Source organism: Dethiosulfovibrio russensis, from assembly GCF_021568855.1.
In the GTDB taxonomy this organism is placed as follows: Bacteria; Synergistota; Synergistia; order Synergistales; family Dethiosulfovibrionaceae; genus Dethiosulfovibrio; species Dethiosulfovibrio russensis.
This window is the reverse complement of sequence record NZ_JAKGUG010000005.1, coordinates 151622-177758: the sequence shown is the minus strand read 5'-3', so window position 1 is coordinate 177758 and position 26137 is coordinate 151622. Positions and strand designations below refer to the sequence as shown.

The following is a 26137-nucleotide window of genomic DNA, read 5'->3' as shown; positions in this document are numbered from 1 at the left end:
TATATCAGCTATGTATTTGTCGATAGCCCGATGTTTCTCTTGAGATCTATCTTTGCATGTCGTAAAGCTCACTCAACGTTAGGAAGCGGAAGCCTCTTTTGGTTAGATTCTCCACGGCGGCGCGAACTCCCTTGGCGGTGCCGGACTCGGGGTGATTCATGTGGCAGAGCACCACTCCGCCGGGCCGGACCGACGATACGCTGTCTCTGACCCGATCGGTGGAGAAAGTCGCCCCTCCGTCGCCGTTGACGGAGAAACCTGCCACGACGTATCCCAGCTCCGTTACGATCTTCACCGAGGCCCTGTCGTAGTGGGCCGTTCCGGCCCGGAAGAATCGAGGTTTCTTCCCTGTCGAACTCTCGATGGTGTCCCCGCAGGTCTTTACCTCTGAGATCACCTCTTCCCGATTTTTGGTCCCTGCTATGCCGTAGGCCGATCTTCCCGTCAGGGAAAGAGGCACGTGTCTGGTCCCGTGGTTGCCTATCTCGAATAGGGGGTCTTCCGCCAGGGACGCGAACTCGTCCGGATGGGCCTTGATCCATCGCTCGTTTACGAAGAGGGTCGCCGGTATACCGTCTTTCCTCAAAAAGGCGATGAGCTCTTCGTCGTAGTCCCTTTCTTCTTCGCTGTAGGAGCTCTTGCCGCAGGCGTCGAAGGTGAGGGCCAGGACCTTTTCGTCGGTCTCTATACCCTTAAATATTCCCGGCAGATCCATGCCCCAGTCCATATCCGAGGGCGGTTCCGATGCCGCATGAGCCGATATAGCCAGGAGGGCCGTCGCCGAGGTCACCAGGAGGGTTTTCAGAATCCTGGAGAGGAATCTCATCTGGTGAGCCTCCCCACCGTGGCGTCGGTGGCCTTTATCAGGTCCTCCGGGGACAGTATCATCTGAAGCCCCCTCTGACCGGCGCTTACCGCTACTGTCTCGTGTCCTATGGCGCTCTCGTCCAGGTAGACCGGGTAGCCTTTCTTCGCACCTACCGGGGAGCAGCCTCCGCGCACGTAGCCCGTCAGAGGCAGCAGCTCCTTCAGGTGGACCATCTCCATTTTCTTGTTCCCGCTCAGTATTGCCAGTTTTTTCAGGTCCAGCTCCGAGGCTCCAGGGATACAGGCCATCACGATATCCCTCTTGGGGTCGTCTCCCCGGGCCACCAGGGTCTTGAATACCCTCTCGATCGGTAAGTTCACCTTGCTCGCCGCCGCTACGGCGCTTAGGTCTTCCTCGTCCACCTCGTATTCCAGGACCTCCACGGAAATCCCCAGCCTCTCCAGTTCCCTTACGGCGTTGGTTTTTTTGTTCCCCTTCATTGTCTTTCCCGTCCTTTTAGGCAATAGCAGTCTTTCGATCAAGGTCCGGTCTATGCCAGATTCCTCTCTATCCTCTTGGCCGTCTCCATTACCGGGATCACGAGATCTCCGCTTTTATCCTCGAACTTGAATCTCGGTCCCGAGAGGATGAGTCCAGCTATGAGGTCTCCCCTCGAAGACAATACAGGAGCTCCTATGGCCATCCCTCCAGGATTTATCTCCTCGATGCTGATGGAATAACCTCTCTCTCTAATAGCCGTCAGCTCCTCCCTCAGCTTTATTGAGTCTATTAGGGTGTTTTCCGTAAAAGGTCTTAGAGACTGATCGAGCATCCACTCTCTGAAGGTCTCTTGACAGTAGGCCAGGAGGATCTTTCCCATCGCTCCGGCGTATATGGGCAGCTCTCCTCCCACCGAGAAGGAAAACTTTATCGCCTTGGGGGTCTCCACTATATGGACGCATCGAGCCACCTCGCCATCCGGTACGGCCAGGACCGTGGTCTCTCCTGCCTCCTTGACCAGATCCCTCATAGGGATATCGCTCTGCCTGACAAGTTCCTGTCTTATCTGACGTTCCTTCGCGAAGATCATCATCCTCGGTCCGAGGCGGTAGAGTCTGGTCCTGGGGTCCTGGATTACCCATCTGTCTTTTCCTAGGGACGTCAATATGCGGTGCACCGTGCTCTTCGGTATGTCGCTTCTTTCCGATAGCTCCTTCAGGTCCATGGTTCCTCCGGCTAGAAAGAGGATCTCGAGAAGCTTCATGACCTTTCCCGTCAGTCCGTTGGACATTTTCAGAGTCCTCCCTCCGAATTACCCGTGTTTTTCAAGAGGCAGACAACATTTTCCACTCATAGGGGAGGTAAAGTCAATTGACATAATCCTACAAATTGATAGAATTTCGAAATGGGAATGGCGTCCTGTAGAAAGGAATGGTATTCAATTTGTGAGAAGGAGGCCCGATAAAGACGAAAATACCCGTCCTCTACGGCGTCGTAGTTCCCGAGGTCTTTTTTATAAAACTAAATAGGGAGTGGTTCCAGGTGGAGAAAAAGCGTTGGTATCATAAAATACCCAATCCGTATGTCCTTCTTTTCATGATTATAGTAGTGGCAGGGATAATGACCTACATCGTTCCGGCCGGGGAGTTCGATAGGGCCCAGGTGGGTACCCGTATGGGAGTGGTCGCCGGTACCTATCATCACGTGGAGCAGTCTCCAGTCGGCTTTTTCGACCTTTTCAAGGCCCTTCCCATGGGGATGGTCAAGGCTGCCAGCATCATATTCATCACCCTTATCTCCGGGGCCCTTTTCAATTTGCTTAACGCCACAGGGGCTTTGGAGAATGCCGTGGGAGTGATAGTCCGTCGCATAGGGGTTAACAAGAGCAATCGCCTCATATGGCTTATGACCTTTGTGTTCGGATTTCTAGGCGCTACGGTGGGTTTTGAGAACAACATCGCTCTGGTTCCTATCGCCGTTTTGGTGGCCCTGGCCTTCGGCGGAGATCTCATGGTCGGTGCGGGAATGGCCGTCGCAGGTATCGGGGTAGGATTCGCCACGTCGCCTATAAATCCCTACACCGTAGGTGTAGGAGCTGTTATAGCCGATCTCCCCATGTTCTCCGGAGCCTTGCTGAGGACCGGTTTCTGCCTGGCGAGTCTGGCTTTGGTGGCCCATCATACCTGTAGATATCTGGGCAAGATAAAGAAGAATCCCTCCGCCAGTTTGGTAGCGGGGATCGGCACTGATGGACTTTCGTTGACCCATCCCATAGAGGAATATTCCCTCTGCGGAAAGGACAAGATCGTCCTGACCTCCTTTGTTTTGGGGATGGCTACCATCCTGTTCGGCGTGTTCACCTGGGGATGGTATATCACCGAGATTTCGGCGGTCTTCATAATAATGGCGGTTGTGGCCGGGCTTTTGGCCGGTATGAACTCGGACGAGATTATAGCCAAGATGGTAAAGGGAGCGGGCGACATAGTGGGAGGAGCCTTGATCATAGGCGTGGCCAGAGGAATTCAGGTCATACTGGATGCCGGTCATATAGGCGATACCATAGTACAGACTCTGGCGGCGCCGCTCGCCGATCTTCCTGTCACCCTCTCTGCCATATTGATGACGATGGTCCACAGCGTAATCAATTTCTTCATCCCCTCCGGCAGCGGACAGGCAATGGCTACCCTGCCCATAATGATCCCCCTCAGCGACCTCATAGGTATGACCAGACAGACCGCCATACTTGCTTTCCAGGTGGGAGACGGAGTGATGAACCTGTTGGTCCCGACGTTGGGCGGACTTCTCGCCATGATCGCTTTGGCCAGGGTTCCCTTCGATCGCTGGTTCCGTTTCGCCTTCCCTCTGGCCCTGAAGATACTCGTCATGAGCTGGTTCTTCCTGGCTCTAGCCGTGGCGATAAACTGGGGTCCGGCGTAAGGGGAGGTCGCTGTTTTGTCCGTTTCGAATTCGTTTAAAGATCATGCCAGCGATATAGAGAGAAAGATAACAGACTGGTATCGTCATCTGCACAGATATCCGGAGCTTTCCTTCAAGGAGATTGAGACGAGCCGTTGGATAGCAGAGAGGCTGGAGGAGATGGGAATCGACGACGTCCGAGTAGGGTGCGGCGATTTTCCCTCCGGCGTAGTGGCCGAGATAGGGAAAGAAGGGCCAACCGTGGCACTCAGGGCCGATATGGACGCCCTTCCGGTAGTCGAGGATACCGGGCTTCCTTTCGAGTCGGAGAACGTAGGGGTGATGCACGCCTGCGGACACGACGCCCATATGGCCATATTGCTCGGTGCCGCCGAGATACTTTCGTCGAGGAAAGACTCGCTTCCCGGTCGGATTCGACTCGTCTTTCAGCCGTCGGAGGAGGCCTCGGTGCCTCAATCCGGTGCGGATGCCATGGTGGATTCCGGTGTCCTGGATGGAGTCGACGGCATATTCGGTCTTCACGTCTGGCAGCCTCTGGAGTCTGGGATCCTTGGATGGTCGGACGGCCCTCTCATGGGGTCCTCCGATTTCTGGAAGGTCTCCATCGAGGGTAAGGGAGGTCACGGCGCCATGCCCCATCAGACGGCGGATCCTACAGTGGCCGCCGGAGCTTTCCTCATGGCGTTGCAGACCATCGCCAGCCGTCAGACCGACCCTCTCGACAGCGTGGTGGTCAGCGTGGGGAACCTGAGAGCGGGAGAGGCGTTCAACGTGATTCCCGACGTAGTGACGATCGAGGGAACTGCCAGGACCCTCTCTAGGGAGATAAGGGACGAGCTGCCGGGAAGGATCGAGACACTGGCGGTAAACACCGCTCAAGCCTTTGGATGCGGTGCGAAGCTGGAATATCTCAAAAACCTGCCTCCGGTCATAAACGACGGGGAAATGGGCCGGCGGATTTCCGAGGTCGCTTCGGGGCTCTTCGGGGAGGACAGGGTGAGAAAGATCCGTCCGACCATGGCGTCGGAGGACTTTAGTTTCTATCTCGAGAAGGTGCCGGGGGCCTTCGTCTTCCTGGGGATGGGAGGCGAAGGAGGAGCGGACTGGCCTCATCATCATCCGAAGTTCAGGGTGAACGAGTCGGTCCTGGCCGACGGAGTCTCTCTTCTCTCGTCGGTGGCGTGGGATTTTTTGAATAAAAGAGATTGATCCACAGGAGTAGGGCCCGGTTCTTTGAACCGGGCCCTATTTTTTTACCCTCGGTCCCTTGCCTCCTGTTTTCTTGTGTGGTAATATCGCCACATAAAGGAGGGGGTCCCATGGCAGATAAGGACCGGACCGTCGCCGTGTTTAAGGCCTTGGCCCATCCCCTCAGGCTGGAGATAGTCAGGAGGCTGGGCGGGGGAGAGGTTTGCGCTTGCGAGATAGCCCGGTGGTTCGAGTCGGATAGAACCACGGTCAGCAAGCATCTGGCTGTGTTGAGGGATGCAGAGGTACTGAAGGATCGCAGGGAGGGACAGAAGATCCTCTATTCCATAGCTTTGCCCTGCGTCTTCGACATGATAAAGTGCGTCGACTCCAATCGATGCGCGCCTATTTGTCCTAAAGGAGGTTGTCGAGATGACAGTTAAGATTCAAATACTGGGGACAGGCTGTCCCAAGTGCAAGAAACTTGCCGAACTGGCCGAGGCCGCTGCAAAGGAGTTGGGTTTGGATTACTCGGTGGAGAAGGTAACCGATATCTCCGAGATCATGGAGTTCGGCGTGGCCGGTACGCCGGGTTTGGTGGTAAACGACAAGGTTGTGTCGGCTGGAAGGATCCCGACCCCTCTGGCGGTCAAGAGGCTCATCTCCGAGGCTCTTTAGGGTTGTAGGCCCCTTGAGGGCCTTTTTTTCGAGAAGATATGTGGTATTTACGTCACATACGTAGGGGAAAACGAAGGAAAGAGGGGGCCCACATTGGAGGATAAAAGGAAATTTGCTTGGATATTAGGGGTGTTTCTTCTTGCCTACTGGCTTCCTATCGACTCTCAGGGAGTGCGGTCTGGTGCGGTGGAGGCCTTGGCGATGCTTCACGAGTACGCCAGAGAACACGTGTTGCTATGTCTGATACCGGCTTTCTTCATCGCCGGGGCCATCTCCGTCTTCGTCAGTCAACAGGCGGTTATGAAATACCTGGGGGGTCAGGCTAAAAAATGGGTGGCCTATTCGGTAGCGGCGGTCTCCGGGACAATCCTGGCCGTGTGTTCTTGCACGGTACTGCCTCTTTTCGCCGGTATATACAAAAGAGGAGCAGGTCTCGGCCCTGCCACTGCGTTTCTGTATTCCGGACCGGCTATAAACGTGTTGTCGATCATTCTTACTGCCAGGGTCCTGGGGTTCCAGTTGGGTTTAGCTAGAGCAGCAGGAGCTATAATTTTTTCCGTGTTAATTGGAATTTCCATGGCGTTCATCTTCCGTGGTGAGGAGGAGGTGCGGCAGAAGGGTTTTGCCCAACTTCCCGACGACGGTTCCGAAAGACCCCTTTGGAAGACTGTTTGGCATATGGCCAGTATGGTGTTTTTTTTGGTCTTCGCCAACTGGGCTGCGCCGAAGGTTCCCGGAGGAGTCTGGGAGGCCGTTTATTCCGTCAAATGGTATGTAGCTGCGGCAGCCCTTCTCTCCACGTTGGTCGCGACTTTCGTGTGGTTCAACAGGGACGAAAAAGAGGAATGGATGGGGTCTACCTTTGAGTATGCCCTACAGGTATTGCCGCTTTTATTTGGCGGGGTCCTGGTTGCTGGTTTTCTACTGGGACGGCCTGGACACGAGGCTCTTATCCCTAGCAGATGGGTAGCCTCTTTGGTGGGAGGAAACTCGGTGGGGGCCAATTTCTTCGCCTCCATCTCCGGGGCCTTCATGTACTTCGCCACCTTGACGGAGGTGCCTATACTCCAGGGGCTTCTGGGGTCCGGAATGGGTCAGGGACCAGCACTAGCGCTTCTCTTGGCGGGACCTGCACTTTCGTTGCCCAATATGCTGGTCATTAGAAGCGTCATTGGCACCAGAAAGACCGTTGTCTACGTGGGGTTGGTGGTCGTCATGTCGACCATAGTGGGAACCATATTCGGGTATATCTCATGAGGATATTGTTTCTATGCACCGGGAATTCCTGTAGAAGTCAGATGGCGGAGGGTTGGACGAGGCACACATGGGGGGATCGATACACCGCCTTTTCCGCCGGATCGGCCCCTCATGGTCTGGATCCTCTGGCAGTAAAGGTAATGGCCGAGGCTGGAGTGGATATCTCCGGTCACCGATCCAAGAGCGTTACAGAGTTTTTCGATTCGTCCATGGACCTGGTTATAACCGTTTGCGACAAGGCCAGAGGCACCTGTCCGGTCTTTCCCGGCGATGCCGAGACGATTCACGTGGGATTCGAGGATCCTCCGGCATTGGCAAGAGAGGCCCAGAGCGAGGAGGAGGCGTTGGGTTTTTACCGAAGGGTTCGAGACGAGATCAAGGCCTTCGTGGAGGGCTTGCCCGAAATTGTAAGATGATTGCATAGCTCCACTAATTGGGCCCTGTCTCGAACGGGTTCTGTCGGGGTGGCCTCGCGGAAGATTTATGGTTACTGTAGATGGCGGCATTTATTAGATGCCGCCATCTAGATTATCAACTGGTAAGTATGTAGTTTTCCGCTTCCACCGCTGCTATTGCGCCATCCGAGGCTGCTGTGATGACCTGCCGGAGGGTCTTTGTCCTGACGTCCCCTGCCACGTACACGCCCGGGCAGGATGTCTCCATCTTTTCGTTGGCTTTTATGAAGCCTTGGTCCATCTCGATCTGGCCCTGGAAGATCTGGGTCTTAGGCGTCAGCCCTACATAGGGGAAGACGATAAAGTCCTTCGTTCCCTCTCCAGGGAGGATAGTCCTCTGTTCTTTGGTCTTTACGTTTTCTATAACCATGGATGTCACGCAGTCCGTGCCTCCGATGGATTTGACGACAGAATCCCATACGAAGTCGAGGCATTTGCATTCGAAGGCTCTCTCCTGTATGGATTTAGCCGCTCTAAGCTGATCTCTTCTGTGGATCAAAGTCACCTTGTTGGCGAACTTGGTGAGGTACATGGCTTCCTCCACAGCGGAGTCTCCTCCGCCTACGACGTAGACGTCCTTGCCGATGCAGTTGTTAGCGTCGCAGGTGGAACAGAAGGAAATACCCTTGCCTATGAGTTCGGCTTCTCCGTCGCAACCGATTGGTTTGGGTTTTACCCCTGTGGCTATTATCACGCTTTTGGCGTGGTACTCGTTCCTAAAGGTGTGGACTATTTTATCCGTCCCTGTTAGTTCGACTTCTTTTACTCCTGTAAGCTTGAATTTGCATCCAAACCTTTTGGCCTGTTTGTAAAAGAGGTTCATCAATTCCTCTCCGCCGACCCCTTCGGGAAAACCAGGATAGTTCTCTAGGCCCTGTGTGGAGGTTATCAATCCGCCGACCAATCCCTGTTCTATTACCAGGGTGTTGAGCCTGGCTCTTCCGCAGTATATACCTGCCGTCAGTCCCGCTGACCCTGCCCCTATGATAACTACGTCGTAGTCCTCTCTCTTCTTAACCATTAAGGACCTCTCCTCACATGAAGAATTTCACCAGCAGTTTGCTGCCCACGAAGGCCCCCAGAAACATGAACGCCAAATAGATCCATCCGGATAGGGCCATGGAGGCCACCCCGCTGAAAAGGGCTCCTATATTACATCCGAAGGCAATTCTGGCCCCGTATCCCATGAGGAGACCACCTAGGATTGCGGCTACCACCTGTCTCAGGCTCTTTATCTTCTTTATCTTGAACTCCGATGCCAACAATGTCGCAAGGAGGGCTCCTACGATTATACCTATGTTTCTGATGCTTCCTCCGTTGGCCAACAATCCCTTGGATAACGCCTTTCCGTGACTACCAGCGTAGTATACCCATGTATCGACCGATCCTCCCAATGTCTCGTAGATCCAGGTTCCCCAAAGGGCGAAAGGAGATGTCACTCCCCAAGGTTTGCCGGATGAAGCGAAAATAGCGATATTGAGGACCGCCAGGATAACCGCACCTGCGTAATAAGGCCAAGGGGTTTTAAGGAAAAGCCTGTAGTATTTGTTATCCCTTATATTCACCTTTATCCACTCATTTCGTCTTCTCGATCCAAATCTCCCACTGCCCGTCGTCGATCTCCTCTATCTCGCAGTTGTAACCCTCTTTGTTGGCCCACTCTGGGATGTTCTTTACCGCACAACTGTGATCGATCTCTATTGTTATGGTATCGCCGACGGACATCTCGGCCATTTTCTTCTGGGCCTTTATAAGCGGTATGGGGCAGGCTTCCCCGAGGCAGTCGAGAGTGTATTCTTTCGCCATGGTGTGTGTCCTCCTTAGTTTTTTTGTAAGATATGTCTATTGTTTATTTTTCTAGGCTTTTTCTGTTGCTAAACCAGTCTGCCAGGATGAAAAGCCCCATCAGAAGGCCAAATTGAACGACCAAAGCAGGGAACCATCCTAGTACGTCGGGAAGAAATATCTTTACGCTTCCATCGATAAATGTCGGTTTCCAGTAATTGAAGTCACGAGCTCCCCATACAGAGCCGACGATGAAGAAGACCAGTGAGAGCCACTGCATAGAAAAGCCTTCTCCTACTCTCATCAGGGTTCCTGAAGCGCAGCCTCCTGCTATGACCATGCCTATCCCGAACATAAACGCTCCGATGGCTATGTGAACTCCCACAGGAGAGATGTTCCCGGGAATGGGTTGCCCAGTTACGCTGGCTTTGTACTGAATAGCCGCAAATCCTACAGTGGCCAGTGCGATGGCGACTATCACCGCCTTGGTTAGGTTCGTTCCACCTGTAAGAACCGGATCCCTCATTGAAGCGGTGAAACAGAAACGAGAGGCTCTTAGGGTCAATCCCAGTAATATTCCAAAAAACCAAAAAGATGGGTTACTAGGACTGAAGTTGCTTAAATAAAATCCTACAGCTACAATAACAACCAGTAAAAGAAGGGCGATTGGGAGTTGATTTGCCTTCTTCTTCCGTGTAGATCTCTTTGCTCTCTCCACGTCTCTCACCTCCCTTCTAGTTAAATATTTAACTATCATGCTCTATGGTCATTATATTCTTTTCCTTAGTGAAGTAGTTAACGGATAATCTTATGCACCATCGCTCTTACCGATGGACAGGAGGGGACCGTATTTGAACCAGTCGACCATAAAGTATTTCCTTAATATAGTTGAGGAAAAGAGCATCTCCAAGGCCGCTCAAAAACTCCATATGAGTCAGTCGGCATTAAGTCAGCAGCTTAAACAGCTTGAGGAAGAGATGGATACATTGCTTTTAGAGAGGAGCAATCATGGTATCTCCCTGACTAAGTCGGGGGATCTCTTTTATTGCTATGCCCAGATATTCGAGGAGTTATACGAGAAGATGAGGTCCGAGATGGAGCTTCTGAAACATCGATCAATATCCGTTATCCGCGTGAGTTCGTCCACCAGCATCTGCGAGTATCTTGTACCCTGTGCCTTGACGGCTTACCAGAGGAGAAATCCCTCTATTAGGTTCAACAACATCTGTAACTATACCGAGGAGGTACTGGAGGACGTCAGAAATTTTCGGTCCGATATAGGGTTCATCTCCCAGGAGAAGGGGAGTGACGAGGACCTTTTTGTGCACAAGTTGATGGACAATAGGTTGGCGATAATAAGTTCTCCAAAAAATAGAGCGATCGAAGATATCCGATCGCTCTGCGAGCTCGCTAACATGAACCTATTGTTGTGTCCTAAGAAGTCCGGTCTTCGTGGAATAATAGATAAAGCTTTCTCCGATAACGGAGTGTCTCCGGAAAAACTGAACGTGGTAATGGAGATGGGCAGCTTAGAGGCATTGAAAGCATCTGTGGCGAACGATGATGGAGTTTCTATAGTTCCTTACGTTACAATTAAAAAAGAGCTTTATCTTGAGATGTTGAAACAACATATTATCCCGGATGTGGACATGAGCTGTCCCGTCTCGATAGTCTACCATCGGTCGTCTCTTCAGATGCCCGAGTTGGATTCTTTTATAGAGTTTATGCTTCATGAGGGGAAAGACAGTTTTTGCTGATGGTGATCTCGAAAACGCCAGGTACGACCTCTTCCAGCTCGATAGAGCATCCCATCTCGTCGGCGATATCCTTGACGTTCAATGGGGCGCAGCTATGGTCTGAAACAAGGAGGACGCTCTCTCCCGGCCTCATCTTCTCCATTGCCACCTTGGCTTTCATTCCAGGTATGGGGCAAAAGTCCCCTAGACAGTCGATTTTTTTCAATTCGATACCCCCTTGTCCTTAGTATGCCTTAATGTTTCTGGGCCTCCCGATTATCGGTGGTCTCGTTCTGGATACCCCCTCCACATTGATGGGGTTGGGGTTTAAAAAAGACGACTGCCCTTATCTTCGTAGGGCAATCGTCTTTGTGATTTTTTAGCAAAGAGATGTCTGACTGTTTTAAGGAGAGGCTAACAGCGAAGATGCGTCAGGTCAAGTGTCGATAGAGATAATCTAGATCGTTTGTGCACGGTGTGCTTATATCCTGTTTTCAGAGGTTCCTCCCGTTATCGTCGAAAAATAGTCGTCTCCAGGGCATCTATAATGGCCTTAGCTGCAACTGTGGGCGGCGAATCTCCACGGATCACCATCTCTCGGATTGAATCCCGTTTCTTTGCTATGGAGGGATCCTGAGAGATTTTATGGTGAATGTACTCTTCCACCATGGTGTCCATCCATTGGAGGGCCTGTCTGGCTCTCCTCTCTTGGAAGAACCCCGATTCCTTCATCGCTTTCTCGAACTTGGTAACGAGCTTCCATAGATCGTCTATACCGTCGCCGGTAAGGGCGGAGCAGGCGTAGGCTCCGGTGGTCCATCCCTCCGTTGCGGGACGGAGATAGTGAAGTATCTGCTCGTAGTCCGCCCTTGTGACCAAGGCCTTTCTTAGGTTGTCTCCGTCGGCTTTGTTGACCACTATGGCGTCGGCCAGCTCTATGATCCCTTTCTTTATTCCCTGAAGGTCGTCTCCCGCGCCGGTCAACACCAGTACCATGAAGAAGTCCACCATGGACCGAACGGTGGTCTCGCTCTGGCCGACCCCTACCGTTTCGACCAGTATGACGTCGTAGCCCGCCGCCTCGCAAAGCAGCAGGGTCTCCCGGCTCTTTCTGGTGACCCCTCCCAGGGTTCCGCTGGAGGGAGAGGGCCTTATGAAGGCTCTGGTTTCCCTAGTCAGTTTTTCCATCCTGGTCTTGTCTCCCAATATGCTTCCGCCCGAGACGGAGCTGCTGGGGTCAACGGCAAGCACCGCCACCTTGTGTCCTCTCTCGCAGAGTGAGCAGCCGAGGGTCTCTATGAAGGTGCTTTTCCCGACTCCGGGAATCCCCGTTATCCCTACTCTGACGGCGTTTCCAGTATTCGGTAATATCCTCTGGACGAGCTCCTGGGCCGGGTCGAAGTGTCTGGAGGCGTTGCTCTCTATGAGGGTTATCCCTCTGGAGAGAATCATCCTGTCTCCTGCGAGGATGCCCCTCTCGTAGTCGTCCAAGGTCAGTTTTTTTCTGGATGGAGTCTTCCCCGTCCCGGTGGGAGCGGCTCCATCCTTGACTCCGTCGACCCCGGTCATAACCCGACAGGAAAACTGGGATCCCCCCTCTTGGGGGACCCAGTCGGGCCTGTAGGTATCGTAGGTCATCTAGGGTAATTCCTGATCGGTCAGTCGACGGTTGAGGATTTCCAGCATTTCCTTGGCCGCCGCCGGTATGACCGTTCCGGGACCGTATATCGCAGCAGCTCCGTGCTCTCTCAGGTATTCGTAGTCCTGGGCCGGTATGACTCCTCCGGCTATGACCATTATATCGTCTCTGCCTCTCTTCGCCAGCTCCTCTATGAGCTGGGGCAGAAGGGTTTTGTGCCCTGCCGCCAGGGAGCTCATGCCGACTATGTGGACGTCGTTGTCCACAGCCTCCTGGGCAGTCTCCGCCGGGGTCTGGAAGAGGGCTCCGACGTCCACGTCGAACCCCATGTCGGCGTAGGCGGTTGCCACCACCTTGGCTCCTCGGTCGTGTCCGTCCTGGCCCATCTTGGCCACCATTATCCTGGGCCTCCGTCCCTCCCGTCTCTCGAAGTCGGCGGTCATTCCGCGAACTTCCTCTATGATATCCTCGTCGGCGAACTCGCTGCTGTAGATTCCCGAGATGGACCGTATGACCGCCTTATGTCTTCCGCAGACCTTTTCCACGGCGTCGGAAATCTCCCCCAGACTGGCCCTCGCCCTGGCGGCGTCGACCGCCAGGTCAAGCAGGTTTCCCTCGCCGGTCTCCATGGAGTAGGTAAGGGCGTCCAACGCCTTTATTACCCGGTCGGTGTCTCTCTCGGAGCGAAGCTTCTCCAGCCGCCTTATCTGGGCCTGTCGGACCGCCGAGTTGTCCACCTCGAGGATGTCTATGGGGTCCTCCTTTTCCAATTTGTGAAAGTTCACTCCCAGGATTTTTTCTTTGCCCGAATCTATGTGGGCCTGCCGTCTAGCCGCCGCCTCCTCGATCCTCATCTTTGGAAGACCGGTGTCTATGGCCTTTGACATGCCCCCTAGTTCCTCCACCTCCTGGATGTGTCCCCAGGCCCGGCGGATAAGCTCGTCGGTCAGGGCCTCTACGTAGTAGGAGCCTCCCCAGGGGTCTATTACCTTGCATACGCTGGTCTCGTCCTGGATATAGAGCTGGGTGTTTCTGGCTATTCGGGCGGAAAAGTCGGTTGGCAGAGCTATGGCCTCGTCCAGGGCGTTGGTGTGGAGCGACTGGGTGTGTCCCAGAGCCGCAGCCATGGCCTCCACGCAGGTTCTGGCGATGTTGTTGAATGGGTCCTGGGCGGTCAGGCTCCATCCCGAGGTCTGGGAATGGGTCCTGAGAGCCATGGACTTGGCCTTTTTCGGATCGAACTGTTTTACTATCTTTGCCCAGAGCATTCTTGCGGCCCTCATCTTGGCGATCTCCATGAAGTAGTTCTTCCCAATTGCCCAGAAAAACGAGAGCCTCGGGGCGAAGTTGTCCACGTCCAGTCCCGCATCTATGCCGGTGCGGATGTATTCCAGGCCGTCGGCCAAGGTGTAGCCCAGCTCTATGTCGGCTGTGGCGCCAGCCTCCTGCATGTGATAGCCCGATATACTTATGCTGTTGAACTTGGGCATATGCCGGGATGTGTAGGAGAATATGTCCCCTATGATCCTCATCGATGCGTCAGGGGGGTATATGTAGGTGTTTCGGACCATGAATTCCTTTAGTATGTCGTTCTGGATGGTTCCGCTCAGAAGGGAGCGGTCTACCCCCTGTTCCTCCGCCGCAAGGATGTAGAAGGCCATGACAGGGAGGACGGCCCCGTTCATCGTCATGGATACCGACATACGGTCCAGAGGGATCTCGGAGAATAGGATCTCCATGTCCAGTATGGAGTCTACCGCCACTCCGGCCTTGCCGACGTCCCCCATTACCCTGGGATGATCCGAGTCGTAACCCCTGTGGGTGGCCAAATCGAATGCGATGGACAGGCCCTTCTGTCCAGCCGCAAGGTTCCTTCTGTAGAAGGCGTTGCTCTCCTCGGCGGTGGAGAATCCGGCGTACTGCCGGACCGTCCAAGGTCTGGTGACGTACATGGTGGAGTAGGGTCCCCTTAGGAACGGTGGAACCCCGGCCATGAAGTCCAGGTGTCTCAGTTTCGCGATATCCTCGTTTCTGTAAAGGGATTTGAGGTCTATCTGCTCCATGGTCTTTGCGAGGTCGTCCTGGTTCTCCTCCCACCTCGGAAGGGACATTTTTTCGTCGGTGGATGGAACGGGGGGTATCTCGGTGAAGTCCGGTTTTGCTCTTGTCATTGGAACATTCCTCCGGTTCTCTGTAGCGATTCGAGTATCTCGAAGCAGTTGGCCCTGACGTGGATGAAGTCGTCTACGCCGGAGTTCTCGTAGATTTCCTTGAACTCCGGAGCGGGGGCTCCGGCCAGGAGGACCTTCATCTCCGGCCTGTTTTCCTTGAGAGCCTTGGCTAGAGGGGGTACCAGGTCGGGGTAGCTTTCGTCGCTGGAGCATATCACCGTTACCGCGGCACCCGATTCGGATGCGGTCCTGACCGCCTCCTCGATGGTGTCGAATCCGTCATTTCTTATGACCTCGAAGTTGGCCACCTCCATGAAGGACGCACTGAAGTCCGACCGGGCCTTGTGCTGTTTGAGCGGACCCATTCCGGCCAGAAATATTTTGAAACCGCCTTTCCTGATGGCGAAGTCCTCGGTGCGACGGCGAAGTTTCTCGAATTTCTCCGTCCATCTGTGAGGGGCTATGGGCCGAACCCTTATGTCCCCTTGAAATCCGTCGTCCAGGATATGTCGTATCTCCGATAGAGTGGCTCCCGCCATAAATGCCTCGATAAGGGCCTTCATGAAGGCCCCAGGTTCTCCTCCGATGCTGTCCAGGATGGCGCTCAGGGTTTTCTCTCGATGTAGCTCGTCGGTCAGTTCCCGATATTCGGAGATAGCTTTCTTCCTGACGGATCTCACGTCTCGATCGGATCGGGGTGATTCGTCCAGAGGCTTCTCTGTGACGTTTGCGTAGGCGTTGGTGCCTACGGATCTATCGGATCGGCGGTCCAGCTTTTCAAGTCGGGATTTCAGTACTCCGGCCACGTTGTCCTGAACCTTGCCGGAGCGAAGCGCCTCCAGGATTCCTCCGGATCTCTCTATTTCCTGCATATACTCCCAGCTTTTGCGATAGACCTGGTCCGTTAGTTTTTCGACGTACCAAGATCCGCCGGCCGGGTCTATCGGCTGTCTGAGATTGAACTCGTTCTGAAGGAGAACCTGTATATTTCTCGATATTCTTCTGGACTGTTCCGTCCCCGTCCTGATCGGATCGTCGAAGCGACGTACCCATAGGGAATCGGCTCCTCCTATCACGGCTGAGAAGGCCTGAGTCGTCCCTCTGAGGACGTTGACGTAGGGGTCGTAGACGGTCTGGGTGAACCGGGACGTGGAGGCGAACAGGTCGATCTTGGCCGATTCGTCCTTACCGCCGAAGGAGCGGACTATCCTGGACCAGAACATTCTGGCCGCCCTGAGCTTGGCGATCTCCATGAAGAAGTTGGCTCCGACGGGGAAGCTGAAGCGTATTTGGGAGGCGATATGGTCTACGTCGATGCCCCTTATAACCATAGCCCTTATGTAGGCTATGCCGGTAGCCATAGAACAGGCCAGTTCCTGGACGCAGTTGGCTCCGCCGTCGTGGTACACGTCCCCCCTTATCAGCACCGTTTTGAGCTCGGGGGCGGATTTTCTGCTCCACTGTATGGACAGGGCCATCTCGTCCATCAGTTCGTCCATGGGACAGGATAGATGTCCGGATCCCGCAAGGGTCCCTATCGGATCCGCTCCTATGCACCCCTGTCGAGATCTCAAAGAGTCCCTCTTGCCCTGCGCCACCGCCCTGGCCGACATAAGTCCCAACATGGGAGCGCTGGAGGCACCTGTGAAAAGGTGAATCGGATAGGTCGTCAGATCCAGGTCGTTCAACAGGTCGTCGACGTCCTTCAGGGTTGCCAGGGATAGCCCTCTGGTATCGTATCGATCGGAGCTCTCCACGCAGTCCCTGGTAGATTGGTTGAGCACCAGATGTATGGAGTTCGAACCTCCTGAGAGTTCTTTCCTAACAGCCTTGTTGGCCTCCTCCGGCAGGTATTCGTCGATGGCCTGGGCTATGGACCAGGGACGATCCATGTAGCCTCTACGGTCCGTTCCCCTTAGATAATCGGGGGTCCCCGGCAGGGTGAGAGGCTCTGTCAGATTCTCGATGTCCTCCATTCGGTAGATCGGTTCCAGAGTAATGTCCTCGTATGTCCTGGTAAGCAGCCGTCTCTCGAATGGGGCTCCCTTCAGAGCTGCCTCCGCTTCCTTTCTCCACTCTTCGTAGCTGGTCGGGGAGAACTCGTCGAAAGTTACGGCGGGAAACGGCTTAGGGTTTTCCCGTTCTTCCATATCCATGGGCGATCATACCTTCCTTATCGTGGGATAGTGTCCGCCTCTCGCTAACCGAGTGCCTGTGGATAAAAAAAGCCGCCCCTGCGGGCGGCTAGAGCATATGCAAACATTCCACGGGGGATTCCTCCCTCGCGAGAACAACATCGTCCGCCCGCGCAGACGCTGATTGCTCCTGCAGACCGGTCTCCTGACTTCCGTTCATCCTACTTCCCCCTCTTCCCGAAGCTGTCTTCAGTGATATGGCGGGGTTTCGTCACGGTTACAGTGGCGGGGCCGTCCCGGACTCTCACCGGGTTCCCGTTCATCCGCAGGCTCAGTTACGATTGGTATCTCATATTATTCCAGCGTCTCGACCGATGTCAAGCTATATCGATCACGATGTGTCCGTCGTCCCTTTAGGGAGGGGGCCGTTTTTTGACTTTTTGTGTAATGGAGATATCGTCTAGAGATCTCTTCCTCGGTTAGCGTCCTGAATCGGGCGATGAGAGGGGAAAGATTCCGTCAATTGTCGGTCCGAGAGATAAATTTATGTTATTATGTAAATTTACAGCGGTAAGGCCCTTGCATGGGTCAGGCGTTCTCCCCGAGATCGGGGAGACTTTTTCGAGAGGAGTCGATGTATGAGAAAGAGTGCGAAGTTTTTCAGTGTGATTTTGACGTTGGGGGTTATTCTGTCCTCTATGGCGGCCTCGGCCGGGTCTAAGATAGTCTTTGCCGATTTCAGCTGGGAAAGCGCCCAGTTCCACAACAGGGTGGCCGGTTACATACTGGAGCATGGATTCGACCGCGAGGTAGCCTATTCGCTTACCGAGGAGATGCCCGGTTTTCTGGGACTGGAGAGAGGCGATCTTCAGCTTGCCATGGAGACGTGGGTGGATAACTCCATAGCCATCTGGGATAAGATAACGAAGAAGGGGAAGGTCCTGGAGATGGGGAAAAACTACCCCAACGCTCCTCAGGGCTGGTATGTCCCCACGTTCATCATAAAGGGAGACCCCGAGAGGGGGATAGAGCCTCTTGCCCCGGATCTCAGGTCGGTTACGGATCTTCCCAAGTACTGGAAGATCTTTCAGGATCCGGAGAACGATGATAAAGGCCGTTTCCTGAACGGTCCCACCGGTTGGCCGATCAGCATCAAGAACGTCGATAGGCTGAAAGCGTACGGACTCGACGATACATACGTTAACTTTTACGCCGGTTCCGGTGCGGCTCTGGCCGTCGGTATAGCCAGTGCCTTCGAGAAGGGAAGGCCGGTTCTGGCCTATTATTGGGAGCCTACCCCTCTGCTTGGAAAATACGACATGACCAAACTGGAGGAGTCGCCCTACGATCCGAAGGTATGGAAGGAAACCGGTATGTGCGCCTTCCCCGCCTGTAGAGTCCTCAAAACCGGAAACCGTGCATTTCTGGAATCCGAGCCGGAGATCAGGGATTTCGTAGAGAGGTACGAGACCTCTTTAGAGCTGACCAGCGAAGCTCTCGCCGTCATGGATACCGAGGGTATGAGCAGTCCCCAGGCGGCGGAGTGGTTCCTGAAAGAGCATCCCGAGGTATGGTCGTCCTGGGTAGACGAAGAAGTGAGGGCGAAGGTATCCAAGGCCTTAGGCCTTTAATTAAGGGGAGGTGATCGTCTTGTCCGGTTCGGCTATGGAAGGTTCGTCTCGACGTCTGCCTTTCGACGATCCTTACGACAGCGCGGAAAAATTGGTTTCATGGGCGGAGCCACTGCTTTCTACGGGGGAGTTGGATCTTTCAAGAAGGGCGGTCATGGACTTCTGCGCCGGGCCGGCCTCCCTTTTGCAGCGGGAGCTGAATCGTCTCAGAAATGACGACGACGAAATACTGGAGCTTCTGCCCTATTGGAGAGGATGGTACCTAGAGCAGAGGGAGCCTCTGCCGGTACACGTCAATCCATTTTACCTGTTTGACGGAGATGAGATCACCGAAGACGATCCTCTCCGTATCGCCGCCCGTCTCTCCTTGGCTGCGGCCTCCTTTTGTTCACGTATAGACCGGGGGGATATTACTCCGGACGAGTTCAGAGGGGAGCCTCTCTGTATGGATCGTTACGACACTTTGTTCCGATCCTCCAGGGGAGCCTTTGCCGGCAAGGACAGGGTCATGGTCGGAGATCCGGAAAGCCTTGCCGGTCGATCCGCTCTCGTCTTGGTGAGAGGGCGACTTTTTCTGGTCGAGCTTATATCTCCGGAGGGGGAGCTTAGGGATTTCGACGATCTCGTCGGAGTTCTGAATTCCCTTTGGCTAGACGATAAAGAGGATGAGCTCCCCATAGGACTGATGACCTGTCCCGACAGAGATGGAGCCGCGAGGATCAGGAAGGAGCTCTGCATGGACGAGGAAAATGTCCGTGCCCTTGCCTCCCTGGAGGGGGCTTTGTTCGCCCTCTGTTTGGACGGCGACTGCGGCCCGGAGCTCTGTGACGGAGCCAAGCATTTTCTCTTCGATGGGGGGAGGAACCGATGGTTCGAGAAGTCCTTCCAGATAGTAGTGACATCCGACGGACACTGCGGGTTGAACTTCGAGCATTCGGGCAGGGATGGAACCTACGTCGGGAGGCTGGTTCGAGAGATCCTGACCGGTTGCGGTGCGGCCGGGGCCGGTCGGTCAGACATGTCCGATCCTTCGGAGCTGACTTTCTCCCGTTCTTCCAGACTGGTCGAGCTTTTGGAGAAAGCCCGGAAGAACTGTGAGGAACTGGGGAACTCGATAGTTCAGCGTCCTTTCGTCTTCGATCTTTTCGGACGGGATAGGATAAAGAGCGGTGGAGTCAGTCCGGACGCTTTCGTCCAGACCGCCATGCTTATGGCTCAAAAAGAGATATGGGACGAGTGGCAGAGCGTCTACGAATCTGTTCAGCTGCGTCGTTTCGAAGGTGGCAGAACCGAGGGAACCAGGCCTCTGACCGCCGAGTCCGCGGCTTTCGTCGACGCCTTTCTGTCGGGGAAGTCCGATGGCGAGACGCTGAAGTCCCTTCTTCAGAAGGCGGGGGAAGCCCACAGGGACAGGATAGCTCAGTGCATGGACGGCAAGGGGCCGGAGGGACATCTATCCCTTCTGCGAAGGATATGGAGGGAGAGAGGCGACGATCTGAATATCCCTAAAGAGCCGGAGCTCTATAGCTCTCCCGCCTGGCGAAGGCTGACCAGAAACGTCATCTCCTCCAGCACCACCAGAGGCGACGGGCTGAGGCTGGCTGGCTACGGTCCGGTGGAGCCCGGAGGGCTGAGCTCCAGATACCTTTCCAGGCGGGGAGAGCTTATCTTCCACGTGGCCTCCTGGAAGAGCGACGGAGACCTGGCCGATAGATACGTGGCTTCACTGAAAAAAGCGCTCTCCGAGATGGAAAAGATACTCTAGGGAATCTCTCCGAGGAGACCCGGACGAAAGACGTAAGGTGCGAGACCCAAGGGTCTCGCACCTTACGTCTTATATGTCTCTATGGTTTCTCTCGTACCAGGAGGGGCCTATCCTGTGAAGGGCCTCAACCACCTGAGGGTCGAACAGTGTCCCCGAGTCCCGGTCGAAGAGCTCCAATATGTCCTTGAGATCCCAGCCTTCTTTGTAGCTCCTTCTGCTGGATAAGGCGTCGAAGGTGTCTGCCACAGCCACGATTCTTCCGGCCAGGCTTATCTCCTCCCCCTTCAATCCCAGAGGATATCCGCTTCCGTCCAGCTTTTCGTGGTGTTCCAGCAACGCCTTTTTCGCCACCTCGCTCAAGGTAACTGTAGCCATGATATCCCTGCCGATGGATGGATGTTCCTTTATCCTTCCATATTCCTCCTCGGTAAGTTTATCCGGTTTCTGGAGGATGGCGTCCGGTATACCGATCTTGCCCACGTCGTGCAGGGTTGCTCCCAGGTATAGCTCTTCTACGAAGTCGTCCGAAAGGTCCATGGCCATTGCCAGCTCCCTCGATAGTGAGGCTACCCTGTCGGAATGTCCCCTGGTGTCCTGATCCTTGGCGTCGACCGCTGCCACTATGGCCTTTATGGCGCCCTGTATGGCCTGAGCCCTTTGCTGTTCTCTCTGTAGAGCCACGGAGAACCAGCAGGCTGTCAGGACGACAGCGACGGCGCTCCCGAGATCCTCCTCGGAGATCTCGCCGGTCCAGCCGAGTTCCACCAGCCCTTCCCATCCTGATGGTGGTTTTATGAACATGTGGTATCTTTCCGAGTCTCCCGGAAGCTTCACCAGGGAGGTCCCGTCGTCCTGGGATATTACCTCTCCTCTTTTCATGACTTCGGAAACGACTCGGGATGACACGTGTTTTCTAATCAATTTTATGGAGGTCAGCTTATCTATTTCAGGCCAAACCCGATCCAGAACCGTCTCCGGCGATTTCCCGATATCCCCGTTCTTCCAGGCTCCGAATGTTATCGAGGCCAGAAGGTTGGAATAAAGGGCTCCCATTCTAGCCGATCGAGAGAGCCCCAACAGCCTGTATGCCACTGATATCAGATAGGACGAGAGCCCCAGGACAACAGCCGTACCGGGAGATAGCCAAAGACCCCACAGAGAGAGGAGTATAAAGGGTATTGTCGTTGTGCCGATAACCATTATAGATACTACGACCCAGCTCCATATCGGAGGAGCCAAAAGTCCGATCGCTCCGCAACAGAGTATGGAGAAAACGCTCAGCAAGGTCTCGTAGCGTCTGGGTACCGACCGGATGCCGCCAGGGTCTAGAAGGGTCGCTATAGAGAGAGCCACGAAGGAGGCGCCGGGAATCGGCCTTACCACCCCTTGGCTGTAGAGGGAGACCGTGTCCTGTATCCCCAGTCCAGCTGCGTTTACTCCTACTACGACCAAGGCGTCCTCGAAGGCGTCCTTGGGGACCCTTCCTGCCAGGACGTCCGAGTACTCGTAGACAGGTATCTCCTCCAGGGGACGATGGGTTATCCATATGCCTCCTCCGTCGTTTATGGGGAAGGCCCGATCTCCCAGCATGAGAGTAGCTCGCCCCGCCTCTTTCGAGATGGTCAGAGGCTCTTCTCCGTGAGCAATAGCGGCGGCCAGAGGAAGAGACGGCTGGCTTCTCTCTCCAACGGTCCACAGAGGGACGAGAAACCGATACAGTCCGTCTACGTCGGGAATTACGTTGGCGACTCCGAAGGATTTCGCCGATAGAACCAGATCTCGATATGGCAGTACTGGATCTACCGTTCCGTTCTGTTCCGTCAGATGATAGGCAACGACGCAGTTGCCCTGTTCCGCAACCTTTTCTGCCAGGAAACGGTCTTGCCAGGATACCGATTTTTCCGGGAATATCATGTCCAGCACTACTGTACGGGCATCGTGCAACTGAGTAAGAAGTCTCCCGTGTACCGACCTGGGCCAGGGCCACCCTCCAAGCTCCATAAAGGAAGGTTCCTGTGCCAGGACCAGGATGATTCTGTCCTTCATCTCGGGAGGGGCGAGATAGTCGGTGTAACGGTCCATGAGGATCCGATCCAACCGGACGAACATGTCCAGGGGATACATGGCAAGTATAGTCCCGAAGGTAGTCACGATGAGTAGAAGTAGTCCCTTGCTCCGGAGGTATTTGGTATGTCTCATCTATCACCCTGTTGGGGCAGTACCTGTTTGGCTACTCTTACCTTTCCGGAGTCTCCCCTGACCGCCGCGGCTTTCGATATTATAGTTACGTTGCAGGGTATTCTGAAATCGAAACCGTTGGCCTCTATGATGGATGCGGCCTCGTCCGATATGGTCAAGGTTCCGTCCTGGGCGACCGATATGTCGTCGGATATGACCAGAGGTTTTCCCTCTGCTGCCCAGGCGGGGGAACTTCCCCAGGAGATACCCCTTGAAGAGACCTCGCCCTCTTCAAGGGAGAACGCGCCTCTCTCGACGAAGGTCTCTTTGTCCATGAACGAAGCTCCGTATACCTGCTTTCCCGATCTGGATACCACGGTTAGTATCATGGACGGTTGGAAGGGACGATCTCCCAGGTTCAGCACCAGGCGGTCGAACCCGGTCCCTTCGTAGGCGGGGACCTCCCTGCTTTTCAGGTCGGGAACTTTCGAGGCAACCGCTCCTCGGAGGTTTTTCATAGGTAGATATCCTACGACGGTGTAGATCTGTCCGTCCCAGGTTCCTTTTTCTATGGTGACTCCTCTTATGGTTCCCTCGACGGAGGTCTTTACCTCGTCGTAGGCCATGAAATCCTTCAATGTGGTCGTGGACTGGATGGATATGCCGTTTACGAACTCCAAAAGATTTCTCTTGAGGTCCAAAACGGCGGCCCTTCTAGCCATTAACCTCGCTCTGCCGGGAGACTCTACCGACTCTGGAGCGACGCCCTGTCCGGCCGCGGTGACTCTGTCCTCGGACCATAGGATCAGAGGTTCCACGAGATCCGATCCCTCAGCGGCGCTAAACGACGTAACTAGAGCGGCTATCGCAGCTAGGAAGGCGAAAAACGGTTTTTGCGATTTTCTCATGGCGAAGCCTCCTTTTTTTATATAATACTGTAATCCTAGGCTAGTAAACAAGGAGAGCGGCCTAGCGAGGTCAACTCGGATAGTGCATAATGTTGCTATATTTTGGGGGTTTTACGATGGCAATATATATAGCATCCATAGACGATCTGGAACCCGGTATGGTGGTTGGACGCCCCATCTTCGGAGCAGGAGGAATTCCCTTGGTAACCCAGGGGGTCCCTCTATCGGGGGCTTTGATAAACGCCATCCGCAGGCAGAAGATCGATCAGATATACATAAAGGACGACTCCGATGGGCCGTCCGAGACTCCGCAAGGACTTTTATCCCACGAACTGGAGAGGGAGGGCAGGCGAAAGGTCGAGGCCATCTTCTCGAACGCGGTGGAGAAAATGTCTCTTTCCGTGAAAGACATCGAGGTCTTGTCAGATTTGCTCTCTTCCGTTATGGCGGAGCTTTCAAAAGGCGGTTCTCTGACCATGGGCAGTCTGAAGGCAGTGGCTGATATGGACAAGGTGACCTTCGACCACTGTTGGTCCGTGGCTGTGTTGTCCCTTGCCCTGTATAGGGAGGCCATAGAGGACGGTTGGCTTCCCCTGGGGACCTTTCAGGACGGTATAAACATGGGGTTGGGAGCGGTTCTACACGATATAGGAAAGTTGAAGGTCCCGCTGGAGATACTCAACAAACCGGGCATGCTTAACGAGGATGAGTGGGAGGAGATGAGGCTCCATCCCTGGCATGGACTGGAGCTCGTGAGGAACCAGCCGAACGTGATGCCCATGGCGAGGGGGATCATAATCCACCATCATCAGAGGTTGGACGGCAAGGGATACGGCCCTAGAAACAGGGAGAATATTCTGTCCGGCGACAGGATCCCCAAGATAATCCGTCTCGCCTCCGTTGCCGACGTGTACGACGCCATCGCCACCGACCGTCCCTATCGCCCGGGATATCTTCCCTGGGAGGTCCTGCGAACGATGAGAAAGTCCGTGGGAGATGCCTTGGACGCCAAGGCCTTCTCTCTGCTGGAGAGTATGGTGGTGCCCTTTCCCGTAGGATGCTTCGTCCTTCTTAAAAGAGGGGAGGTCTGCATGGTTACCCGTTCTGATGGCCCGTGGGGGAGGGTCTTGGCTCTGATGGCCCCCTTAAAAGGACGGGCTTTGGGCGATATCTTCAGTTTCGGAGTCGAGGACGTGCTTTTGGGAGGTTCCACCCTCCAGGGGCTGGCCTGGAGGGTGAAGCGGGAGTTCTTCTCTGCCCTGAGGGAGGAGGACAAAAGACTGGACCCGTCGGAATGGTCGGTCTTGTCCGACTGGAAGGGCCGGTTTATCAAGGCTTTCGGTCGGTGAGTCCCTCCTTCAACAGGGTTGCCGCGGATTTGGCTAGGATCGCCGCTCCTATGGGGAGGGCTGATTCGTCCAGGTCGAAATAGGGGCTGTGCAGCGGGGCCGATATCCCCTTGCCTCCGTTGCCTACCCCCAGCATGAAATAGCAGGAAGGGCAGAGTTCGGCGAAGTATGCAAAATCGTCGACTCCCATGGAAGGATTGTCCATCGGTATCACCGAGTCGTCGCCCAGTATGGATCGGGCCGACAGGGACACGGTGGAACATACCCGCCTGTCGTTTATCAGAGGAGGATATCCCTGCACGAAGGTTATTTCCGCCTCGCCTCCCATGGCTTTAGGGATCTCCACCGCCATCTTGGCGGTCTCCTCCCTCAGCTTTTCCCTGAGGTCTCTGTCCACCGTCCTTATGATTCCCTCCAGACGGACCTCTGAGGCAACCACGTTCCTGCCGTTGCCCCCGTGGATGGAGCCCACGGTCAATACAGCCGACTCCACCGGGTCGGTCCTTCTGCTGACTATCTGCTGCAACGCCGTGACGGTCTGGCAGGCTATGGCCACGGCGTCCAGTCCGCGGTGGGGTTCCGCTCCGTGGCATCCCTCTCCTCTGATCACCAGGTCGAACATATCCGATGCCGCCATGGTCTTCCCCGGGTTTATCCCCACCGTTCCGACCTTCAGGTTGGGGTTCACGTGAAGCCCGAGCGCCGCCAGCGGCTTGCCCGAGTCCAGCAGGCCGTCGTCGATCATGGGCTTGGCCCCTCCGGAGGTCTCCTCCGCCGGTTGAAAGACCAGCAGTATATCCCCCTCGAGGGAATCCTTCGCCGAGTTCAGCAGTTTCGCCGCTCCTAGCAGACAGGCGGTGTGTCCGTCGTGTCCGCAGGCGTGCATGACTCCCGGGATCTCTGATGAGTAAGGTCGACCGGTCAGCTCCTTCACCGGAAGGCCGTCCATGTCCGCTCTGAGAAGAACGGTAGGTCCCTTAGAGTTCCCCTCTATTCTTCCGGCTATTCCGGTTCCCGCGTGTCTTCTGAACGGTATCCCCATCTCGTCAAGCTCTCTTTCCACCAACAGAGCTGTCTCCTCCAGGTCGAAATCCAGCCCCGGTCTGAGGTGTATCTCCCGGCGGAGATCGGTGAGCCACCCGCTCAGTTCTCTGGCCTGAACCATGGTATCCATTTATCTCATCCTTTCCACTTGACTTCATATACACAGGCGTATATAATTCTCGGAAATCTCCGGATATCGGAGTTACACAAGCATACCGTCAAAGGCGATGAACCGGAAGCCCCTGTGACGTATGACGTTTCGCCAGAGAGAGGTCTCCATCGGCTGGAAGGGACCTGAGACGTTGTTTCGGGGGGTAAGGTCCGGTGAGCCGAGGCCGAAAGGCGATCTTTGTGGAGGTCGTCGTAGTAAGCTCTCCGGGAGGCTCCCGTCACAGGGCCGTAAGCGGGGCGTCGGAAGATGCTCAACCAGGGTGGTACCGCGGGTTTTCGGCCCGTCCCTCGACGAGGGACGG

24 protein-coding genes and 1 riboswitch are annotated in these 26137 nt (G+C 54.8%); of the genes, 10 read left to right on the top strand and 14 right to left on the bottom strand.

The features are described 5' to 3' along the window. Nucleotides 1–46: 46 nt before the first annotated feature. The 3 genes from L2W48_RS07510 to L2W48_RS07500 are packed head-to-tail and all read right to left on the bottom strand — an operon-like array spanning nt 47 to nt 2099. The gene (locus L2W48_RS07510) at nt 47–826 is read right to left on the bottom strand and encodes a polysaccharide deacetylase family protein (protein WP_236099342.1); all 780 of its coding nucleotides are present in this window, start codon (nt 824–826) and stop codon (nt 47–49) included. Then, nucleotides 823–1308: a Cys-tRNA(Pro) deacylase gene (ybaK, locus tag L2W48_RS07505; RefSeq protein WP_236099343.1), complete on the bottom strand. Its 486-nt coding sequence runs from the start codon at nt 1306–1308 to the stop codon at nt 823–825. Before ybaK ends, L2W48_RS07510 begins: the two co-directional genes overlap by 4 nt. Nucleotides 1309–1358: 50 nt before the next feature. After that, the gene (locus tag L2W48_RS07500) at nt 1359–2099 is read right to left on the bottom strand and encodes an IclR family transcriptional regulator (protein WP_236099344.1); all 741 of its coding nucleotides are present in this window, start codon (nt 2097–2099) and stop codon (nt 1359–1361) included. A 251-nt stretch (nt 2100–2350) separates the two neighbouring features. On the opposite strand from L2W48_RS07500, the gene L2W48_RS07495 reads away from it, so the two are divergent. From L2W48_RS07495 to L2W48_RS07470, 6 genes are all read left to right on the top strand, one after another. Beyond that, nucleotides 2351–3745, top strand: coding sequence for a YfcC family protein (locus L2W48_RS07495; RefSeq protein ID WP_236099345.1), 1395 nt, complete (start codon nt 2351–2353; stop codon nt 3743–3745). Nucleotides 3746–3760: 15 nt separating this feature from the next. Beyond that, the gene (locus L2W48_RS07490; protein ID WP_236099346.1) at nt 3761–4954 is read left to right on the top strand and encodes a M20 metallopeptidase family protein; all 1194 of its coding nucleotides are present in this window, start codon (nt 3761–3763) and stop codon (nt 4952–4954) included. Nucleotides 4955–5064: 110 nt separating this feature from the next. Continuing rightward, nucleotides 5065–5376 (top strand): ArsR/SmtB family transcription factor, encoded by a 312-nt coding sequence (locus L2W48_RS07485; protein WP_236099347.1) that lies wholly within the window; start codon nt 5065–5067, stop codon nt 5374–5376. Next, nucleotides 5366–5611 (top strand): thioredoxin family protein, encoded by a 246-nt coding sequence (locus tag L2W48_RS07480; protein ID WP_236099348.1) that lies wholly within the window; start codon nt 5366–5368, stop codon nt 5609–5611. Before L2W48_RS07485 ends, L2W48_RS07480 begins: the two co-directional genes overlap by 11 nt. Before the next feature lie 93 nt (nt 5612–5704). Next, nucleotides 5705–6868, top strand: a complete 1164-nt coding sequence (locus tag L2W48_RS07475) for a permease (protein ID WP_236099349.1) — start codon at nt 5705–5707, stop codon at nt 6866–6868. Then, a complete protein-coding gene (locus L2W48_RS07470) occupies nt 6865–7284 on the top strand; it encodes an arsenate reductase ArsC (protein WP_236099350.1) in 420 nt (139 codons plus the stop codon). Before L2W48_RS07475 ends, L2W48_RS07470 begins: the two co-directional genes overlap by 4 nt. A gap of 115 nt (nt 7285–7399) precedes the next feature. Here L2W48_RS07470 and L2W48_RS07465 read toward each other — a convergent pair whose 3' ends face one another. Genes L2W48_RS07465 through L2W48_RS07450 form a run of 4 tightly spaced genes read right to left on the bottom strand, consistent with a single transcriptional unit; the run spans nt 7400 to nt 9673 of the window. Next, nucleotides 7400–8344 (bottom strand): NAD(P)/FAD-dependent oxidoreductase, encoded by a 945-nt coding sequence (locus tag L2W48_RS07465; RefSeq protein WP_236099351.1) that lies wholly within the window; start codon nt 8342–8344, stop codon nt 7400–7402. A gap of 13 nt (nt 8345–8357) precedes the next feature. Then, nucleotides 8358–8888: a YeeE/YedE thiosulfate transporter family protein gene (locus tag L2W48_RS07460; RefSeq protein ID WP_236099352.1), complete on the bottom strand. Its 531-nt coding sequence runs from the start codon at nt 8886–8888 to the stop codon at nt 8358–8360. A gap of 10 nt (nt 8889–8898) precedes the next feature. Next, on the bottom strand, nt 8899–9129 hold the full coding sequence (locus L2W48_RS07455) for a sulfurtransferase TusA family protein (protein ID WP_236099353.1): 231 nt from the start codon (nt 9127–9129) through the stop codon (nt 8899–8901). Nucleotides 9130–9172: 43 nt separating this feature from the next. Further along, nucleotides 9173–9673, bottom strand: coding sequence for a YeeE/YedE thiosulfate transporter family protein (locus L2W48_RS07450; protein WP_236114920.1), 501 nt, complete (start codon nt 9671–9673; stop codon nt 9173–9175). A 286-nt stretch (nt 9674–9959) separates the two neighbouring features. Between L2W48_RS07450 and L2W48_RS07445 the strand changes: the two genes are divergently transcribed. Beyond that, the gene (locus tag L2W48_RS07445; RefSeq protein WP_005660606.1) at nt 9960–10865 is read left to right on the top strand and encodes a LysR family transcriptional regulator; all 906 of its coding nucleotides are present in this window, start codon (nt 9960–9962) and stop codon (nt 10863–10865) included. On the opposite strand, the gene L2W48_RS07440 is transcribed toward L2W48_RS07445, so the two are convergent. The 4 genes from L2W48_RS07440 to L2W48_RS07425 all read right to left on the bottom strand — a co-directional run bounded on the left by L2W48_RS07440 (nt 10831) and on the right by L2W48_RS07425 (nt 16804). Further along, the gene (locus L2W48_RS07440) at nt 10831–11070 is read right to left on the bottom strand and encodes a sulfurtransferase TusA family protein (protein WP_236099355.1); all 240 of its coding nucleotides are present in this window, start codon (nt 11068–11070) and stop codon (nt 10831–10833) included. The genes L2W48_RS07445 and L2W48_RS07440 overlap by 35 nt on opposite strands. 284 nt (nt 11071–11354) lie before the next feature. Continuing rightward, a complete protein-coding gene (meaB, locus tag L2W48_RS07435) occupies nt 11355–12482 on the bottom strand; it encodes a methylmalonyl Co-A mutase-associated GTPase MeaB (RefSeq protein ID WP_236099356.1) in 1128 nt (375 codons plus the stop codon). Next, nucleotides 12483–14654, bottom strand: a complete 2172-nt coding sequence (gene scpA, locus L2W48_RS07430; RefSeq protein ID WP_236099357.1) for a methylmalonyl-CoA mutase — start codon at nt 14652–14654, stop codon at nt 12483–12485. Next, nucleotides 14651–16804, bottom strand: coding sequence for a methylmalonyl-CoA mutase family protein (locus L2W48_RS07425; RefSeq protein ID WP_236099358.1), 2154 nt, complete (start codon nt 16802–16804; stop codon nt 14651–14653). The genes scpA and L2W48_RS07425 overlap by 4 nt, the downstream gene beginning before the upstream one ends. A 163-nt stretch (nt 16805–16967) precedes the next feature. Then, a riboswitch (cobalamin riboswitch) is annotated at nt 16968–17131 on the bottom strand. 296 nt (nt 17132–17427) lie between these two features. Here L2W48_RS07425 and L2W48_RS07420 point away from each other — a divergent pair. Together L2W48_RS07420 and L2W48_RS07415 are read left to right on the top strand one after the other, a co-directional pair. Next, on the top strand, nt 17428–18420 hold the full coding sequence (locus L2W48_RS07420; RefSeq protein ID WP_236099359.1) for an ABC transporter substrate-binding protein: 993 nt from the start codon (nt 17428–17430) through the stop codon (nt 18418–18420). A gap of 19 nt (nt 18421–18439) precedes the next feature. Beyond that, nucleotides 18440–20185, top strand: coding sequence for a choline/carnitine O-acyltransferase (locus L2W48_RS07415; RefSeq protein ID WP_236099360.1), 1746 nt, complete (start codon nt 18440–18442; stop codon nt 20183–20185). 69 nt (nt 20186–20254) lie between these two features. Here the strand turns inward: L2W48_RS07415 and L2W48_RS07410 are convergent, their stop codons facing one another. Continuing rightward, the gene (locus tag L2W48_RS07410; protein ID WP_236099361.1) at nt 20255–22384 is read right to left on the bottom strand and encodes a CHASE2 domain-containing protein; all 2130 of its coding nucleotides are present in this window, start codon (nt 22382–22384) and stop codon (nt 20255–20257) included. Continuing rightward, a complete protein-coding gene (locus L2W48_RS07405; protein WP_236099362.1) occupies nt 22381–23271 on the bottom strand; it encodes a hypothetical protein in 891 nt (296 codons plus the stop codon). The genes L2W48_RS07410 and L2W48_RS07405 overlap by 4 nt, the downstream gene beginning before the upstream one ends. 116 nt (nt 23272–23387) lie before the next feature. On the opposite strand from L2W48_RS07405, the gene L2W48_RS07400 reads away from it, so the two are divergent. Further along, nucleotides 23388–24620, top strand: coding sequence for an HD-GYP domain-containing protein (locus tag L2W48_RS07400; RefSeq protein ID WP_236099363.1), 1233 nt, complete (start codon nt 23388–23390; stop codon nt 24618–24620). Here the strand turns inward: L2W48_RS07400 and L2W48_RS07395 are convergent. Then, the gene (locus tag L2W48_RS07395) at nt 24601–25794 is read right to left on the bottom strand and encodes a M20 metallopeptidase family protein (protein WP_236114925.1); all 1194 of its coding nucleotides are present in this window, start codon (nt 25792–25794) and stop codon (nt 24601–24603) included. The genes L2W48_RS07400 and L2W48_RS07395 overlap by 20 nt on opposite strands. Nucleotides 25795–26137 lie beyond the last annotated feature (343 nt).

Bases quoted from the DNA above. Each gene is read 5' to 3' on its own strand.
- L2W48_RS07420 (WP_236099359.1), top strand. From the start codon at position 17,428: ATGAGAAAGAGTGCGAAGTTTTTCAGTGTGATTTTGACGTTGGGGGTT.
- ybaK (WP_236099343.1), bottom strand. From the start codon at position 1,308: ATGAAGGGGAACAAAAAAACCAACGCCGTAAGGGAACTGGAGAGGCTG.
- L2W48_RS07470 (WP_236099350.1), top strand. From the start codon at position 6,865: ATGAGGATATTGTTTCTATGCACCGGGAATTCCTGTAGAAGTCAGATG.
- L2W48_RS07400 (WP_236099363.1), top strand. From the start codon at position 23,388: ATGGCAATATATATAGCATCCATAGACGATCTGGAACCCGGTATGGTG.
- L2W48_RS07425 (WP_236099358.1), bottom strand. From the start codon at position 16,804: ATGGAAGAACGGGAAAACCCTAAGCCGTTTCCCGCCGTAACTTTCGAC.
- meaB (WP_236099356.1), bottom strand. From the start codon at position 12,482: ATGACCTACGATACCTACAGGCCCGACTGGGTCCCCCAAGAGGGGGGA.
- L2W48_RS07480 (WP_236099348.1), top strand. From the start codon at position 5,366: ATGACAGTTAAGATTCAAATACTGGGGACAGGCTGTCCCAAGTGCAAG.
- L2W48_RS07410 (WP_236099361.1), bottom strand. From the start codon at position 22,384: ATGAGACATACCAAATACCTCCGGAGCAAGGGACTACTTCTACTCATC.
- L2W48_RS07455 (WP_236099353.1), bottom strand. From the start codon at position 9,129: ATGGCGAAAGAATACACTCTCGACTGCCTCGGGGAAGCCTGCCCCATA.
- L2W48_RS07465 (WP_236099351.1), bottom strand. From the start codon at position 8,344: ATGGTTAAGAAGAGAGAGGACTACGACGTAGTTATCATAGGGGCAGGG.
- L2W48_RS07485 (WP_236099347.1), top strand. From the start codon at position 5,065: ATGGCAGATAAGGACCGGACCGTCGCCGTGTTTAAGGCCTTGGCCCAT.
- L2W48_RS07510 (WP_236099342.1), bottom strand. From the start codon at position 826: ATGAGATTCCTCTCCAGGATTCTGAAAACCCTCCTGGTGACCTCGGCG.
- L2W48_RS07500 (WP_236099344.1), bottom strand. From the start codon at position 2,099: ATGTCCAACGGACTGACGGGAAAGGTCATGAAGCTTCTCGAGATCCTC.
- L2W48_RS07405 (WP_236099362.1), bottom strand. From the start codon at position 23,271: ATGAGAAAATCGCAAAAACCGTTTTTCGCCTTCCTAGCTGCGATAGCC.
- scpA (WP_236099357.1), bottom strand. From the start codon at position 14,654: ATGACAAGAGCAAAACCGGACTTCACCGAGATACCCCCCGTTCCATCC.
- L2W48_RS07395 (WP_236114925.1), bottom strand. From the start codon at position 25,794: ATGGATACCATGGTTCAGGCCAGAGAACTGAGCGGGTGGCTCACCGAT.